Here is a 15121-nt window from a genome sequence, read left to right as displayed (position 1 = left end):
TTTCCTGCCGTCTGGCCCGCCGATACACTGGCCGCTCGCCATCCAAACGAGACAGCCATGAGACAACTACTTCCCGCCCTGGGCGCCGCGCTTGCCTTCACGCTGGGCGCACAGGCGGTGGCCCAGCAAGCCCAGCCCGCGGCATCTCCGCCGCGCGACCCGTTCTTCTGGCTGGGCGAAATCAACAAGGCGACCGCCGTCATCAATACCGACGAAGGGCTGCTGGACAAGTCCATGGCGCCGCGCCTGGCGGCAGGTGTGGCCAAGGTGATCAGCGACGGCAACCAGCCGGGCGCCAATCGTCCGTCCAGCGTCATCACCTTCGAGCCCTTGCTGATCAAGGCGGCGGGCGAGGACGTGACGTTGTTGCACGCGGGACGCTCCAGCCAGGACATGCACGCAACCTACCGCAGCGCCATCCTGCGCGACAAACTGCTGGACCTGGCGGCCCAACTGAACGCCACATCCACCACCCTGGTGGAACTGGCGGGCAAGCATGCCGCGACCATCGTGCCGAACTACACCAACGGCGTGGCGGCGCAGCCCAACAGCTACGGCCACTATCTGCTGGGGCAGGCCGCCGGCATGGCGCGCGACGCCCAGCGCATCCGCGAAGCCTACGTGCGCATCGACCGTTCGCCGATGGGCACCACGGTGCTCAACGGCACCAGCTGGCCGCTGGACCGCAAGCGCATGGCGCAGTACCTGGGCTTTGCCGCGCTGGTGGATAACGCCTATGACGCCTCGCAGATCTCGTCGATGGACCAGCCCGTGGAAGTCGCGTCCATCGTGACCAGCATCGCGCTGCGTACCGGCAACTTCGTCGAAGACGTGATGACCCAGTACGCCCAGCCGCGCCCCTGGATCCTGCTGGAAGAGGGCGGCGGCAACACCTATGTGTCCAGCGCCATGCCGCAGAAGCGCAACCCCGGTCTGCTCAACGACACCCGCAGCGACGCGTCGACCGCCGTGACGCTGGCCATGGGGCCGGTGGTGCAGACGCACAACATCACGCCGGGCATGAGCGATCCCAAGGACGTGAAGCAGAACTCCGCCATGGTCGATGCCGGCATCTCGGCGCTCAAGCGTTGGGACCGGGTGCTGAAAGCCATGGTCATCAGCCCCGACCGGGCGCTGGAAGAGCTGAACAGCGACTGGACGGCCTCGCAGGAACTGGCCGACGTGCTGATGCGCAAATATAAGCTGCCGTTCCGCGACGGCCATCACTTCGCGTCCGAGGTCGTGAGCTATGCCAAGACCAACAACATCAAGCCGCTGGACTTTCCGTATGAGCAGGCGCGCCGCATCTATGCCGATGCCATGAAGGATTCGAAGTACGGCAACGAACTGCCGATGAGCGAGGCGGAGTTCCGCTCGACGCTGGACCCGGTCGCCATCGTCAAGAACCGCGCCACCTCGGGCGGCCCGCAGCCGGCGGAAATGGAGCGCATGCTGAAGGAGGCGCGCGCGCAGCTGGCTGCCCAGGACGCCTGGATCAAGGAACGCCGCGCCCACATCAACGATGCGCTGGCGGACCTGGACAAAAAATTCGGCGCGCTGGTGGCCAGCGCGCCGAAGGAGTAGGGCCAGTTGGGGGGCTGCTTGCGGCGGCCTGGAGACAGGCCGCTGGCAGCCCGCGCTTCCGGCATGGGCCGGGAACGCGGGGCGGCCCTCAGCCGCCGGCCGGGAAGGGCGCCGCGAAGCGGCGCAGCCGCAGCGCGTTGCTCAGGACGAACACGCTGGACAGGGCCATCGCGCCCGCCGCGAACACCGGCGACAGCAGGCTGCCGTTGACCGGATACAGCAGGCCCGCCGCCACCGGAATCAAGGCCACGTTGTAGGCGAAAGCCCAGAACAGGTTCTGCTTGATGTTGCGGATGGTGGCCTTGGACAGGGCGATGGCGTTGGGTACGCCGCCCAGGTCGCCCGACATCAGCACCACGTCCGCCGCCTCGATGGCGATGTCCGTGCCGGTGCCGATGGCCAGGCCCACGTCCGCCTCGGCCAGCGCCGGCGCGTCGTTGATGCCATCGCCCACGTAGGCGACGGGGCCATACTGCTGCTTCAGGCGCTGCACGGCGGCGACCTTGCCGTCGGGCAGGACTTCGGCGACCACTTCGTCGATGCCGAGCTGGCGGGCGATGGCCTCGCCGGTGCGGCGGTTGTCGCCGGTGATCATGGCGACCTTCAGGCCCAAGTCATGCAGGGCGCGGATGGCGGCGGCGGTGGTCTCCTTGATGGGATCGGCCACGGCGATCATGGCGGCCAGTTTGCCGTTGATGGCGGCGTACAGCGGGGTCTTGCCCTCGTCGCCCAGACGTGCGGCGTCCGCGCCGAAGGATTCGACGCTCAGGCCCAGTTCGCGCATGTAACGGTCGGCGCCGATCTCGACCAGATCGTCGTCCACACGGGCGCTCACGCCGAAGCCGGTAATCGATTCGAACTGCGAGATCGTGCCCAGCGCGATGTTCTCGCCGCGCGCCGCGTCCACGATGGCTTGCGCGATCGGGTGTTCGGACTTGGCTTCGACGGTGGCGACCTTGCCCAGCACGGCGGCGCGTTCGAAGCCCGGCGCGACGATCAGGTCGGTCAGTTCAGGACGGCCCTTGGTGAGGGTGCCGGTCTTGTCCACGGCCACGACCTGGGCGTCCTTCAGCGATTGCAGCGCTTCGCCCTTGCGGAACAGCACGCCCATTTGCGCGGCGCGGCCGGTGCCCACCATGATGGAGGTCGGCGTGGCCAGGCCCATGGCGCAGGGGCAGGCGATGATCAGCACGGCGACGGCATTGACCAGCGCGAAGGTCAGGGCGGGCTCCGGCCCGAACGTCAGCCAGATGATGAAGGTCACGACGGCGGCCGCCATGACGGCAGGCACGAACCACATCGTGATGCGGTCCACCAGGGCCTGGATCGGCAGTTTGGAGCCTTGCGCCTGTTCGACCATGCGGATGATCTGCGCCAGCAGCGTGTCGCCACCAACCTTGGTGGCGCGGAACGTCAGCGCGCCGTTCTGGTTGACGGTACCGCCGACCACTTCCGAGCCGGGCTGCTTCTCGACCGGCACGGGCTCGCCGCTGATCATGGACTCATCGATGAAGCTGTTGCCTTCCACGACTTCGCCGTCCACCGGGATGCGCTCGCCGGGACGGACTTCGATCAGGTCGCCCGCGACCACTTCCTCGATGGCGAGTTCCAGCGTCGCGCCGTCGCGCACCACGCGCGCGGTCTTGGCCTGCAGGCCAAGCAGGCGCTTGATGGCCTCGGAAGTGTTGCCCTTGGCGCGGGCCTCCATGTAGCGGCCCAGCAGGATCAGCGCCACGATGACCGCGGCGGCCTCGTAGTAGACGTTGACGGTGCCGGCGGGCAGCAGTTGGGCCGCGAAGGTGGCGACCACCGAATAGGCGTAGGCGGCGGAGGTGCCGACCGCCACCAGCGAGTTCATGTCGGGCGCGCCGCGCAGCAGCGCGGGAATGCCCTTCTTGAAGAAGCGCAGCCCGGGGCCGAACAGCACGATGCTGGCCAGCACGAATTGCAGGTACCAGCTGTTTTGCGTGCCGATGGTTTCGGCGATGACATGATGGAACGCCGGCACGATGTGGGCGCCCATTTCCAGGATGAACACCGGCAGCGCGAAGATCGCGGCGATGGTCAGGGCGCGCTTGAGCGACTTCAGCTCGGCGGCCTGGCGTTCAGCCACGGCGTCGCTGTCGCTGGATTCGGCCGAGAGGGTTTTCGCTTCATAGCCGGCCTTGGCCACGGCCTGGATCAGCGCGCTGGCGGGCACGCCGCCGGCCGCGGTGATGCTGGCGCGCTCGGTGGCGAGGTTGACGCTGGCGTTGCTGACGCCGGGCACGGCCTTCAGGGCCTTTTCAACCCGGCCCACGCAGGAGGCGCAGGTCATGCCGGTGACCGACAGTTCAATGGTGCTTTCGGCGACCGCGTAACCCGCTTTCTGCACCGCCTGCACGGCGGCGGCGACGTCCGGCGCGCCTGCAAACGTGATGTCGGCGCGTTCGGTGGCCAGGTTGACGCTGGCCTTGTCGACGCCGGGCACGGCCTTCAGGGCCTTTTCGACCCGACCCACGCAGGAGGCGCAGGTCATGCCCTCGATGGGCAGGCTGACCGCGACGCTGTTTGCTGGGATGGCACTCATATCCGCTCCTTGAAAACTTGGAATTTCCTGCTGATGGGTGTCACTATAAAGATTCCAATGATGTCAAGGTCAAGCGTTTGATGGCAGGGATTTGACGGCGCTCAGCCCAGCCTGCCCAAGGCGGGAAAGGTCAGCAGCATCCAGATGGCGAAACGGGCCAGTTGCCCGGTGGCGATGGCCCATCCCATCACGATCAGGATCAGCCCGGTCAGGATCCGCAAGATCCGTCCCGCGCGCTTCAGGCCCTGCATGCGGCGCAGGAAGGGGCTCATGAACCAGCCCGCCAGCAAAAAGGGGACGCCTAGCCCCAGCGCGTAGACGCCTAGCAGGGCTACGCCCTGGCCTACGCTGGCGGATGCCGCGCCCAGCACCAGGATGCTGGCGAGGATGGGACCGATGCAGGGCGTCCAGCCGAATCCGAACGCCAGGCCCAGGACCAGGGCACCGCCGGGGCCGCCCTTGCCCGCTGGATCGAATCGGTAGTAGCGCTGGGCCCAGGACGGCAGGCGCAGGACGCCCAGCAGCATCAAGCCCGCCAGCGCAATGATCGCGCCGGCGGCAAGGTTCAGTTCGTAGCGGTAGGACAGCAGCAGCCGGCTCAGGGCCGTGACGCTGGCGCCGAAGATGACGAAGACGGCCGAGAAGCCGGCCACGAAGCAGGCCGCCAACCCTAGCATGCGCCAGCGCAGCGCGCGGCCGTCGTCCGCGGACGCGCCGGATCCACCCGCGATGTAGGACAGGTAGCCCGGAACCAGCGGCAGCACGCAAGGCGACAGGAACGACGCAGTCCCCGCGATGAAGGCAGTGGCGAAGCCGAGGAAGGACAGGTCAGGCATGATGGGCTGACGCGGTCATGGCGCAGCGCTTTCGTGCTGGCGCTGGCGGGCCAACACGATCCCTTCGTTCACGGTGTGCGCCATGTCGCTGCCCGCGGGCAGTTGGGCCAGCAGGCGTTGCCAGAAATCGATGGAGGCGGAAAAGTCGCGCTGGTCAAAGCGGCTTGCGCCCGCCAGCATCAGGGCCAGCGGCTCTTCGGGGTTGAGATCCAGCGCGCGCCGCAGCAGCTGGTCGGGCTGTCCGCCGAAGCCCCGGTTGGCGCTGAGCGCCAGCGACTCGGCGTATTCGGCCAGGGCTGCCGGATTGCCGTCCACCACGGGCGCGGCCTTGGCAAAGGCCTGGGCCGCGTCGGCATGCCGGCCGAAGTAGCGGTGGGACCGGGCCAGCATCAGCCATCCCTGATAGTCGTCGGGATTGCTGGCCAGCCGGGCTTGCAGTTTGGCCACCATGGCCTGGATGTCGGCGGCGCTGACCTCGGGCCGCGCGGCTGGCGCGGGGGGTGGAACGATGGCGGCGGGGTTGCCGAGCGCCACGTAGGCAAGAATGGTCGCCAGCGGCAGTGCGATGGCCAGGCTTACGGGCAGCAGGCGGCCGCGGCGCGACGTGATGGCCTGCCGTTGCGCCTCGGCGGATTCTTCGAGCGCCAGCCGCTGCAGTTCGGCCCGGGCCTCCGCGAAGGCGTCTTGCGACAGGATGCCGTTCGAGCGGTCGCGCTCGAGTTCCTGCAACTGGTCGCGCAGCACCGCCACGTTCGCTGCTAGCCGCTTGTCCGTGGCGTTGGCGGCCGGCGTGCGCCGCATGGCGGCGATCAGCCATAGCGTGACGAGGGCAGCCAGCAACGCCGCCGACAGATAGAAGAATTGCATCATGATCCGGATCCTTTCTCAGCTTCGATGCCCAGCAAGGCGTTGGCGGCCTGGCGCTGTTGGGGAGTCAGCGCGGGACGGTCCCGGCGCGCCCTGCGCCGGCGCAAGGTCAGGGCCAGTGCGGCCAGCCCGGCAGCCAGCAACGCGGCCGGACCGAACCACAGCAGCAGCGTGGCGGCTTTCAGGCGGGGCCGGTATAGGATGAAGTCGCCGTACCTGGCCTCCATGTAGGCCAGGATTTCGGCTTCGGTCCTGCCGGCGTCAAGCTGCTGGCGGATCTGGCCGCGCAGATCGACCGCCAGGTCGGCGCGCGACGCGGCGATGGATTCGTTCTGGCAGACTAGGCAGCGCAGTTCGGAAGCGATCTCGGTGACGCGGCGGTCGTCGGGCGAGGCAGGGGCGCCGTGGGCGTAGCCCAGCGCCAGCGATAGCGCCAATGCGCGCAGGGCGCTCTTCATTGCAGCCCCCGGATCAACGGCAAGAGGGTATCGCGCAGGGACTCCCGCGTTACCGGACCGATGTGTTTGTAGCGGATGGTCCCGGCCTGGTCGACGACGAAGGTCTCCGGTACGCCATAGACCCCGTAGTCGATGCCGACCTTGCCATCGGTGTCGGACACGGACTTTTCATAGGAGTCGCCATTGCGCCCCAGCCAGGCGATGGCTTCGTCCCGGATGTCCTTGTAGTTCAGGCCTATGACCGGGACGCCATGCTGCGATGACAACTCCTGGATGTAGGCGTGTTCAGTCAGGCAGGCATAGCACCAGGACGCCCATACGTTCAGCACCCAGACCCGGCCTTTCATGCTCTCGGGCGTGAACGTCTGCTGCGGCTCATGCAGTTCGGGCAGGGAAAACGCGGGCGCGGGTTTGTCGATCAGGGGCGATGGTACTTCGGACGGGTTGAGCGTCAAGCCGATTCCGAGAAAGAACACCAGCGCCACGAAGCCCGCCAGGGGCCAGATGAAGCGGCTCATGGCCTGGCCTCCACCGCGGTATCCGGCCGCGCGCGATGCGCCAGCTGTTTCTCGCGCCGCTTCAGGCGGTAGCGCGGATCGCAGACCGCCAGCAGGCCGCCCAGGGCCATGAGGATGCAGCCGCCCCAGATCCAGTCGACGAAAGGCTTGTAGTACAGGCGCACGCTCCAGGCGCCATGCTCCATGGGATCGCCCAGCGCGACGTAGACATGGCGCAGGCCGTTGGCGGCGATGGCCGCTTCCGTCATCGGCAGCGCCGAGGACGCGTAGGTACGTTTTTCAGGATGCAGGTCGCGCAGGTGTCGCTCGCCGCGATAGAGCGCGAAGGTACCCATTTCGGACTCGTAGTTCGGGCCGCGCACGCGATCCACGCCCTTGAACTCGACGCGGTATGAGGACACTGGGGCGCTTTGCCCTGGCCGCATCAGCAGATCCTGCTCGGTCTCGTAGCTGCCCACCAGTGTGACCCCGGCGACGAACACCGCCACGCCCAGATGGGCCAGATGCATGCCCACCCAACTGCGCGGCTGGCGCCACCAGCGGTCGCGGGTTGCGTGGAGGCGTTTGAAGACGTCCACGCCGATGGCGCCCGCCAGCCAGACGGCCAATCCCAGCCCCAACGCCGCGCCTGCGGACCAGCGGCCGAACAGCCAGGGCGCGCCTGCGGCGGCCAGCATGGCCAGCACCGCGGGAAGCGCAAGGCGCTGGAGCAGGCTGGCGGCGTCGGCCGATTTCCAGTTGGCCAGGGGGCCCACCGCCATGAGCAGCAGCGCGGGCACCATCAGCGGCACGAAGACCGCATTGAAGTAGGGCGGTCCGACCGACAGCTTGCCCAGGCCGAGGGCGTCGATGAACAGGGGATAGAGCGTGCCCAGCAGCACGGTCGCGGCGGCGACCGCGAGCAGCACGTTGTTGACCAGCAATAGCGATTCGCGCGAAACGAACGCGAACTGGCCGCCGTGGCCTATCCGGGGGGCGCGCAAGGCATACAGGAACAGGGAGCTGCCGACGACGGTGGTAAGCAGCGCCAGGATGAACACGCCGCGCGCCGGATCCGTAGCGAACGCGTGCACCGACGTCAGCACGCCGGAGCGCACCAGGAAAGCGCCCAACAGGGCCAGCGCAAACGTGCTGATCGCCAGCAGTACGGTCCAGCTCTTGAAGCTGCCCCGCTTTTCGGTCACGGCCAGCGAGTGGATCAGCGCCGTGCCGGCCAGCCAGGGAATGAAGGAGGCGTTCTCCACCGGATCCCAGAACCACCAGCCGCCCCAGCCCAGTTCGTAGTAGGCCCACCAGCTGCCGACCGCGATGCCGAGCGTCAGGAACAGCCAGGCCGCCGTGGTCCAGGGACGCGACCAGCGGGCCCAGACCGCGTCGAGACTGCCGGACAGCAGCGCGGCGATGGCGAACGCGAACGCTACCGAGAATCCCACGTAGCCCATGTACAGCAGCGGCGGGTGGAAGATCAGGCCGATGTCCTGCAGCAGCGTGTTCAGGTCCAGCCCGTCGGCCGGCGCGGGGACAAGGCGCTCGAACGGATTCGAGGTCAGCAGCACGAACAGCAGGAAGCCCGCACTGATCAGCCCCAGCACGCCCAACACCCGCGCGACCATGGCGTCGGGCAGTTGCCGCGAAAACAGGCTGACCGCGCAGGCCCAGCCCGTCTGCATGAACATCCACAGCAGCAGCGAGCCTTCATGCCCGCCCCAGGTCGCCGCAAGGCGGTAGAACAAGGGCAATTGCGAATTCGAGTTGTGGGCCACGTAGGCCACCGAATAGTCCTTGGCCGCGAAAGACCAGACCAGCGCCGCGAGGCTGAAGGCCACCAGCAGAAACTGGATCTGCGCCGCGGGCCGCGCAATGGCGATCCAGTCCGCGCGCTCCCGGGCCGCGCCGCGCAGGGCGATAAGGCCTTGCGCCAGCGCGACGAAGAGCGCCAGGATCAAGGCGAGATGAGCGAGTTCAGGGATCATCGCGCAAGGGTCTCCTGGGATGCGGCCTTCGGTGCGGCCTGATCGATCGCGTGCTGAGCCTCGGGCGGCATGTAGTTCTCGTCATGCTTGGCCAGCACTTCCTCGGCCCGGAACAGGCCGTCGCCGTCCAGCCGGCCCTGCGCCACGACGCCCTTGCCCTCGCTGAACAGGTCCGGCAGGATGCCCTCGTAAGCCACGGGCACGGTGTGGGCGGTGTCGGTCACGGCGAAGCGGACAGTCAGCGCGCCCGGCGTGCGCTGCACGCTGCCGGCCTCGACCATGCCGCCCACACGGAACGTGCGTCCCGCCGGAACCTCGTTGTTGCTGACCTGCGTGGGCGTGAAGAAGAAAACCAGATTGCTCTGGAAGGCGTTAAGCACCAAAGCGCTTGCCACCCCCAGAGAGGCCATGCCGCCCAGCGCCAGCCATAAGCGCCGTGTCCGCTTACTCATCTTCGGTCTCCCCGAATTCGGCTGCGGGGCGCGGGACCGCAAGAATCATGCGGCGACGGCGCGCGAGCAGCAGCTGCTCGCTGCCCAGCAAGAGTGCCGTCATCAGCACCGATCCCCACACGTAGGCCGCATAACCACCCATGGCGAGGAATTCGCCCAGACTGGACCAGTGCATCATTCGCTACTCCATTGTTGGTGGATCCAGGCCGCGTGCCGTTCGCGTTCGAGCACGATGCAGCGCAGGCGCGCCAGCGCCGTCGCGATGCTGTACATCCACGCGGCCAGGGACATCAGCAGCATGCCGGCAAGCATGACGCCGGCCATGCTGGGCGCCGCGGTCAGGGAGACCGACGCGCCCTGGTGCAAGGTGCTCCACCATTGCACCGAGAAATAGATGACGGGAACATTGACCACGCCGGCCAGCACCAGCACCGATCCTGCGCGGTCGGCGCGCTGGGGATCGTCGATGGCGGCCTTCAACGCCATGTAGCCCGCATACAGGAACAGCAATATCAATTCCGAGGTCAGCCTGGCATCCCAGACCCACCAAGTCCCCCACATGGGCTTGCCCCACAGCGCCCCGGTCCACAGCGAGAGAAACGTGAACAGCGCGCCGGTCGGCGCCAGCGCGGCAATCATCATGGCCGACAGCCTGCTGTTGAAAACCAGGTGGATCAGCGCCCAGAACGCCATCGCCAGGTACACGATCATCGACATCCAGGAGACCGGGACGTGGAGGAAGATGATGCGGTAGCCCTGGCCCTGCTGGGCGTCGGCGGGCGCGGCGAGAAAGCCGACGTAGAGGCCCGCTGCGGCCAGCAGGACCGCGGCGGCCGCGAACCAGGGAATCGCTCTTCCGGCCAATGGATAACAGGCCTTGGGCGAGGCATAGTGAAACCAGCGGATCATGGGCTCCTCATTCGAGTGAGATGCGTATCGCGGCGGCGGCGGCCAGCGGCGCGAAGAACAGGGATATGGCTAGCACGGCGCCGAGCAGCGACAGGTGCGCATTGGCGCCGAGACCGCTTTGGACCGCCTGCACCGCGCCCGCGCCGAACACGAGGATGGGAATGAAGAGGGGCAGGACCAACACGGCCAGCAGCGCGCCGCCGCCGCGCGCGGTCAAGGTAAGCGCGGCGCCGATCGCGCCGATCAGACCGAGCGCCGGCGTGCCGGCGGCCAGGCCCAGCGCCAGGATCAGAAGGGCGTTGCCGTCCAGTCCGAACTGCAGCCCCAAGACCGGCGCAAGCAGGGTGAGCGGCAGCCCGGAAATCAGCCAATGGGCGGCGACCTTGCCCAGCACGACCAGCGGCAGGGGCGTGGCGGACAGCGCCAGCTGTTCCAGCGAGCCGTCGCGATAATCCGCGTCGAACAGGCGGCCCAGCGACATCAGGCATGACAGCAAGGCCGTTACCCACAGCACGCCCGGCGCGATGCCGCGCAGCGTTTCCGGCTCGGGACCGACGGCCAGCGGGAACAGGCTGGCGGCAACCAGGAAGAAGGCCAGCGGGGTCAGGGCATCGCTGGTACGCCGTTGGGCGATGCGCAGGTCGCGCAGCGCAACGGCCGCAAGCATGCGCGGGATGGTGCGCATGCGCTAGGATCCCAGCCGGAGCTGCCGGTGCGCGCGCTTCAGCGCGATCTCCTGGTGGCTGCTGGCCACGACCGCGCCGCCGTCGCGCAGATGGCGGTCCATCGCAAGCGCCAACCAGGAGTGGGCCGTGGCGTCCAGGGCCGTCATGGGTTCGTCCAGGATCCAGAGCGGACGGAACTCGGCAAGCAGGCGGGCCAAGGCGGCGCGCCGCTTCTGGCCGGCCGACAGGGCTCGCACTGGCAGATGCTCCTTGCCCGCGAGGCCCGCCTCGCGCAACGCCGAGGCGATGTCGGCGGGGCGTCCCGCAGCGCCGCCAGCGTCCCGCAGTGCGCGCAGGTTCTCGGCTGCGCTCAGTTCGCCGTTGAGGCCTTCGGCATGGCCCAGGTAGAAGAACTGGCCGCGATACCCGTTGCCAGGCTGCGCGATGCCGCGCCCCTGCCACAGCACCGTGCCGCGGGCGGGCCGCGCCAGGCCCGCGAGTATGCGCAGCAGGCTGGTCTTGCCGCTGCCGTTGCGGCCGTGGATGAACAGGCATTCGCCGGGCGCCACATGCAGCGTTAGCCCCTTGAACAGCGGACGCTCCGCGCGCATGCAACCCAGATCCATCGCTTCAAGCATTGCCGCCCCGCCGCTGTGTGGACAAAGGGGCCACTATAGGTATGCGCGTCTGACCGCCAGATTGCTGGAGGTTTACATTCTTGTAATGTTCGGACGGAAACGACCGTGGATCAGCACAGATCGCGAGAATGCGGGCAGAGCAGATGAAAAAGTTCTGATCGGCGCCGCGAATTGCGGCGCCGGTGAGGCTCAGAACCAGATGCGCACGCCGGCCAGGATGGCGCGTTCGGAACGGCTTTCTCCGGCTTCGCTGGCGTAGCTCGCGGTCTTGCCGAACTTGCGTCCGAACGACACGCCGACATACGGCGCGAATTCGCGCGTGACTTCGTAGCGCAGCCGCAAGGAGAACGATGCGTCCGACAGGCCGGAGCCCACGCCGCGTGCCTCGTCATTCTTGCCGTTCAGGCTGGCTTCGATCTCGGGCGTGAGGATCAAACGCTGCGTCAGCAGCAGGTCGTACTCCGCCTTCAGCGCCAGCGCGGTCCTGCCCGATCCGCCGACATAGCCGGTGATCTCGGTCTCGATCCCATAGGGCGCGACGCCCTGCACGCCGAACGCCGCCCAGTTGCGTTTGGGGCCGGTACCGAAATCTCGCCGAGCACCCAACTGCAAGTCCCAGAACGGCGAGATCGTGTGGCTCCAGAAGGCCTCGATCTTGGCGTCGGTGCTGCCATTGAGGCGATCGCCTTCGCTCTTGATCCACAACTTGTTCAGGTCACGGCCGATCCAGAACTGGCCGTCCCATTGCAGGCTGGTCTGCTCGTTGCGGTCATAGGCGACGCCGAGCTTGTCGAATAGCAGGTGACTGGTGACGACGTTGTCCATCATGTGCGGATGGATGCGGTAGGCGGCGTAGCGCTGCTCCGTGCTGCCGTCGCTGGAGGGCAGGGAGCCCACCGGCGGGCCATTGGCGGGAGCCTCGCCCATGCCTGGCATCGAACTGTGGTCCATGCCAGGCATCGAGCTATGGTCCATGCCCTGCATCGAGCTATGGTCCATGCCTTTCATGGAACTGTGGTCCATTCCCTCTTGCGAGGCCGGAGCCTTGCCCTGCATCGAGCCATGATCCATGCCTGGCATCGATCCATGGTCCATGCCGTTCATCGTGCCGGCCGGCGTCTGCGCCAGGACCAGCCCCGATGCGGCGGAAAGGAGGGCGGCGCCCGCGACGAGCCCGGGCCAGTGTTTTCTGGATGTGCTTGTTTTCATTATTCCCCCTATTCCACGACGACCGCGCGGAACATGCCGGCCTCCATGTGGAATAGCAAGTGGCAGTGATAGGCCCAGTTGCCGCGCGCGTCCGCGCTGACGCGGTAGCTCAGGCGTTGCGCCGGGTTCAGGCTGATCGTGTGCTTGCGCACCTGGAAATTGCCGTCGGCGGATTCGAGGTCGCTCCACAAGCCGTGCAGGTGGATGGGGTGCGTCATCATGGTGTCGTTGACCAGCACGAAGCGCACGCGCTCGCCGTACTTGAGCACGATGGGCTTGGCCTCGGTGAACTTCAATCCGTTGAACGACCACATGTAGCGGTCCATGTTGCCGGTCAGGTGCAGTTCGATCTCGCGGGTCGGCGGCCGGTTGTCGGCGGGTTCGACCATGGAACGCAGGTCGGCATAGGTCAGCACGCGGCGGCCGTTGTCGCGCAAGCCCACGCCGGGATCATCCAGCCGGGTCGAAACAATGTCGGGCACCATGGAGTTGGCAGGGCTGTGCTCGGCGGGGTAGGGGTGCTTGACCTCGACCATGCCGCCTTCGTTGGCGCCCGCGCTACCGGACATGGCGCCATGGTTCATGCCGGCATGATTCATGCCTGCCATGCCGGCCATTCCAGCCATGCCGGCGTGGCTCATCCCGCCCATGGAGCCTTGACTCATGCCGCCCTGCGCGCCATGGTTCATCGCGCCTTGTGCGCCGTGGTCCATGCCTCCCGCCTGCGCTCCGCCCATGTCCATGCCGGGCATGTCGTGCGCCATGCCCATGTCCATCATGGTCAGCACCTGCACCGGGTCCAGCGCCGGGATCTCGGCCTGCATGCCCTCGCGCGGCGCCAGCGTGCCGCGGGCATAGCCGGAGCGGTCCATGGCCTGCGAAAAGATCGTGTAGGCGCGCTCGTCCTGCGGTTCGACGATGACGTCATAGGTCTCGGCCACGGCGATGCGGAACTCTTCCACTTCCACGGGCCGCACGGCCAGGCCGTCGGCGGCCACCACCGTCATCTTCAGGCCGGGGATGCGCACGTCGAAGTAGCTCATGGCCGACCCGTTGATGAAGCGCAGGCGGATTCGTTCGCCCGGACGGAACAGGCCGGTCCAGTTGCCGGCCGGGGATTTGCCGTTGGTAAGGAAGGTGTAGGTGGCGCCCGAGACGTCGGCCAGGTCGGTCTGGTTCATGCGCATCTTCTGCCACATGAGACGTTCGTTCAGCGCGTTCTTCCAGCCGGACTTGTCCGCGTCGTCCATCAGGCTGCCGACGGTGGGTTGGATGTAGTTGTAGTAGTCGGGCATCACCTTGAGCTTGCGGAACACGCTCATGGGATCCTCGTCGGTCCAGTCGGACAGCAGGACGACGTAGTCGCGGTCGGCCCGCACCGGGTCCGGGCGCTTGGGATCGATCACGATGGCGCCGTACAGCCCCGTCTGCTCCTGGAAGCCGGAATGGCTGTGATACCAGTAGGTGCCGCTTTGGCCCACGTCGAACTGGTAGGTGAAGGTCTCGCCGGGGGCGATGCCGGGAAAGCTCAGGCCGGGGACGCCGTCCATGCCGGTGGGCAGGATGATGCCGTGCCAGTGGATCGAGGTGTCCTCGCGCAAGCGGTTGGTGACGCGCAGCGTGACGCGGTCGCCCTCGCGCCAGCGCAGCGTGGGCGCGGGCAGCATGCCGTTGACCGTGGTTGCGATGCGGGGCGCGCCGGTGAAGTTGGCGGGGCTCTCGCCGATCTCCAGGTCGAACTCGGTGCCAGACAGCACGCTCTGCCGCGCCGGGGCAGCCTGCGCCCACGACGACGGACTCCACAGGCCCATGCCGGCCAGCGCGCCGCCCGTGGCCAGGCCCTGCACAAACCGGCGGCGCGGATTCGAAACTGCTTTACTCATGCTCTATCTCCCCGGTAGCCGGACCGGCATCCCGGCTGTGGATTACTTGACGGAAACCGCGCCTTTCATGCCGGCGGGATAGTGTCCGGGTTCGAGGCAGGCGAAGGCGACGCTTCCCGCCTTGTCAAAGGTCCAGACGATGTCGCCGGCCTTGCCCGCTTCCAGGGACACGGAGTTCGGCTCTTCGTGGCGCATGCCCGGATCCTTGAGCATCATCTGGTAATGGCCGTCCAGGTCGGCGGGGGTGCCCAGCACCATTTCGTGGCGGATCTTGCCGGAGTTGGTGACCTTGAAGCGGATGGTTTCGCCGGCCTTGACGTCGATCTTGTCCGGCGTGAAGCGCATGGCGTCCGTCATGTCGACGGTGACCGTGCGCGAGACCTTGGCGGGGTTGCCGGGCTTGCCGATGGCGGCGACGGCATCATGGCCGCCGCCGTGGCCCGCGCCGTGGCCGGGGGCGGCCATGGCGCCGAAGGAAAGCAAAAAGGCGCCCGCGGCGACGGCGCCCTGCGCGAGTTTCACCAGTTTTTTCATGCGTATCCTCTAGACTCGAATTGGGG

Annotated in this window: 15 protein-coding genes; 1 reads left to right on the top strand and 14 read right to left on the bottom strand. The window is 67.3% G+C overall.

From position 1 onward, the window contains the following. The first annotated feature begins 57 nt into the window (after positions 1-57). Positions 58-1584: an argininosuccinate lyase gene (locus WBB14_RS15435; RefSeq protein ID WP_424240607.1), complete on the top strand. Its 1527-nt coding sequence runs from the start codon at positions 58-60 to the stop codon at positions 1582-1584. Between the two features lie 88 nt (positions 1585-1672). Here WBB14_RS15435 and WBB14_RS15430 read toward each other — a convergent pair whose 3' ends face one another. The 14 genes from WBB14_RS15430 to WBB14_RS15365 form a co-directional block, all read right to left on the bottom strand. Then, positions 1673-4153: a heavy metal translocating P-type ATPase gene (locus WBB14_RS15430; protein WP_424240606.1), complete on the bottom strand. Its 2481-nt coding sequence runs from the start codon at positions 4151-4153 to the stop codon at positions 1673-1675. Positions 4154-4254: 101 nt separating this feature from the next. Further along, on the bottom strand, positions 4255-4989 hold the full coding sequence (locus tag WBB14_RS15425) for a cytochrome c biogenesis CcdA family protein (protein ID WP_424240605.1): 735 nt from the start codon (positions 4987-4989) through the stop codon (positions 4255-4257). 15 nt (positions 4990-5004) lie between these two features. After that, on the bottom strand, positions 5005-5859 hold the full coding sequence (ccmI, locus tag WBB14_RS15420; protein ID WP_424240604.1) for a c-type cytochrome biogenesis protein CcmI: 855 nt from the start codon (positions 5857-5859) through the stop codon (positions 5005-5007). Next, complete coding sequence (locus tag WBB14_RS15415; protein ID WP_424240603.1) at positions 5856-6314, bottom strand: cytochrome c-type biogenesis protein; 459 nt, start codon at positions 6312-6314, stop codon at positions 5856-5858. The genes ccmI and WBB14_RS15415 overlap by 4 nt, the downstream gene beginning before the upstream one ends. Then, on the bottom strand, positions 6311-6832 hold the full coding sequence (locus tag WBB14_RS15410; RefSeq protein WP_424240602.1) for a DsbE family thiol:disulfide interchange protein: 522 nt from the start codon (positions 6830-6832) through the stop codon (positions 6311-6313). The genes WBB14_RS15415 and WBB14_RS15410 overlap by 4 nt, the downstream gene beginning before the upstream one ends. Continuing rightward, positions 6829-8805, bottom strand: coding sequence for a heme lyase CcmF/NrfE family subunit (locus WBB14_RS15405; protein WP_424240601.1), 1977 nt, complete (start codon positions 8803-8805; stop codon positions 6829-6831). Before WBB14_RS15405 ends, WBB14_RS15410 begins: the two co-directional genes overlap by 4 nt. After that, positions 8802-9257 carry a cytochrome c maturation protein CcmE gene (gene ccmE, locus WBB14_RS15400; protein ID WP_332012802.1) on the bottom strand — a complete coding sequence of 152 codons (456 nt, stop codon included), beginning with the start codon at positions 9255-9257 and terminating at the stop codon, positions 8802-8804. The genes WBB14_RS15405 and ccmE overlap by 4 nt, the downstream gene beginning before the upstream one ends. Next, on the bottom strand, positions 9250-9435 hold the full coding sequence (gene ccmD / locus WBB14_RS15395; protein ID WP_424240600.1) for a heme exporter protein CcmD: 186 nt from the start codon (positions 9433-9435) through the stop codon (positions 9250-9252). The genes ccmE and ccmD overlap by 8 nt, the downstream gene beginning before the upstream one ends. Continuing rightward, complete coding sequence (gene ccmC / locus WBB14_RS15390) at positions 9432-10166, bottom strand: heme ABC transporter permease CcmC (protein ID WP_424240599.1); 735 nt, start codon at positions 10164-10166, stop codon at positions 9432-9434. The genes ccmD and ccmC overlap by 4 nt, the downstream gene beginning before the upstream one ends. A 7-nt stretch (positions 10167-10173) precedes the next feature. Continuing rightward, a complete protein-coding gene (gene ccmB, locus WBB14_RS15385; RefSeq protein ID WP_332012804.1) occupies positions 10174-10851 on the bottom strand; it encodes a heme exporter protein CcmB in 678 nt (225 codons plus the stop codon). Between the two features lie 3 nt (positions 10852-10854). After that, positions 10855-11469, bottom strand: a complete 615-nt coding sequence (ccmA, locus tag WBB14_RS15380; protein ID WP_424240598.1) for a cytochrome c biogenesis heme-transporting ATPase CcmA — start codon at positions 11467-11469, stop codon at positions 10855-10857. A gap of 189 nt (positions 11470-11658) precedes the next feature. Beyond that, on the bottom strand, positions 11659-12678 hold the full coding sequence (locus WBB14_RS15375; protein ID WP_424240597.1) for a copper resistance protein B: 1020 nt from the start codon (positions 12676-12678) through the stop codon (positions 11659-11661). An 8-nt stretch (positions 12679-12686) separates the two neighbouring features. Further along, positions 12687-14561 carry a copper resistance system multicopper oxidase gene (locus WBB14_RS15370; protein WP_424240596.1) on the bottom strand — a complete coding sequence of 625 codons (1875 nt, stop codon included), beginning with the start codon at positions 14559-14561 and terminating at the stop codon, positions 12687-12689. A gap of 42 nt (positions 14562-14603) precedes the next feature. After that, positions 14604-15095, bottom strand: coding sequence for a cupredoxin domain-containing protein (locus tag WBB14_RS15365; RefSeq protein ID WP_424240595.1), 492 nt, complete (start codon positions 15093-15095; stop codon positions 14604-14606). Positions 15096-15121: the final 26 nt, after the last annotated feature.

The organism is Achromobacter sp. (assembly GCF_049647645.1).
GTDB lineage: Bacteria > Pseudomonadota > Gammaproteobacteria > Burkholderiales > Burkholderiaceae_B > Achromobacter.
Note: the sequence above shows the minus strand (reverse complement) of the source record. Positions and strands in the feature narration are given on the sequence as shown.

Coding starts and splice junctions, on each gene's coding strand:
- WBB14_RS15430 (WP_424240606.1), bottom strand. CDS start 4,153: ATGAGTGCCATCCCAGCAAACAGCGTCGCGGTCAGCCTGCCCATCGAG.
- ccmA (WP_424240598.1), bottom strand. CDS start 11,469: ATGCTTGAAGCGATGGATCTGGGTTGCATGCGCGCGGAGCGTCCGCTG.
- WBB14_RS15415 (WP_424240603.1), bottom strand. CDS start 6,314: ATGAAGAGCGCCCTGCGCGCATTGGCGCTATCGCTGGCGCTGGGCTAC.
- WBB14_RS15375 (WP_424240597.1), bottom strand. CDS start 12,678: ATGAAAACAAGCACATCCAGAAAACACTGGCCCGGGCTCGTCGCGGGC.
- WBB14_RS15425 (WP_424240605.1), bottom strand. CDS start 4,989: ATGCCTGACCTGTCCTTCCTCGGCTTCGCCACTGCCTTCATCGCGGGG.
- WBB14_RS15405 (WP_424240601.1), bottom strand. CDS start 8,805: ATGATCCCTGAACTCGCTCATCTCGCCTTGATCCTGGCGCTCTTCGTC.
- WBB14_RS15370 (WP_424240596.1), bottom strand. CDS start 14,561: ATGAGTAAAGCAGTTTCGAATCCGCGCCGCCGGTTTGTGCAGGGCCTG.
- ccmE (WP_332012802.1), bottom strand. CDS start 9,257: ATGAGTAAGCGGACACGGCGCTTATGGCTGGCGCTGGGCGGCATGGCC.
- WBB14_RS15410 (WP_424240602.1), bottom strand. CDS start 6,832: ATGAGCCGCTTCATCTGGCCCCTGGCGGGCTTCGTGGCGCTGGTGTTC.
- WBB14_RS15365 (WP_424240595.1), bottom strand. CDS start 15,095: ATGAAAAAACTGGTGAAACTCGCGCAGGGCGCCGTCGCCGCGGGCGCC.
- ccmB (WP_332012804.1), bottom strand. CDS start 10,851: ATGCGCACCATCCCGCGCATGCTTGCGGCCGTTGCGCTGCGCGACCTG.
- ccmI (WP_424240604.1), bottom strand. CDS start 5,859: ATGATGCAATTCTTCTATCTGTCGGCGGCGTTGCTGGCTGCCCTCGTC.
- ccmD (WP_424240600.1), bottom strand. CDS start 9,435: ATGATGCACTGGTCCAGTCTGGGCGAATTCCTCGCCATGGGTGGTTAT.
- WBB14_RS15435 (WP_424240607.1), top strand. CDS start 58: ATGAGACAACTACTTCCCGCCCTGGGCGCCGCGCTTGCCTTCACGCTG.
- ccmC (WP_424240599.1), bottom strand. CDS start 10,166: ATGATCCGCTGGTTTCACTATGCCTCGCCCAAGGCCTGTTATCCATTG.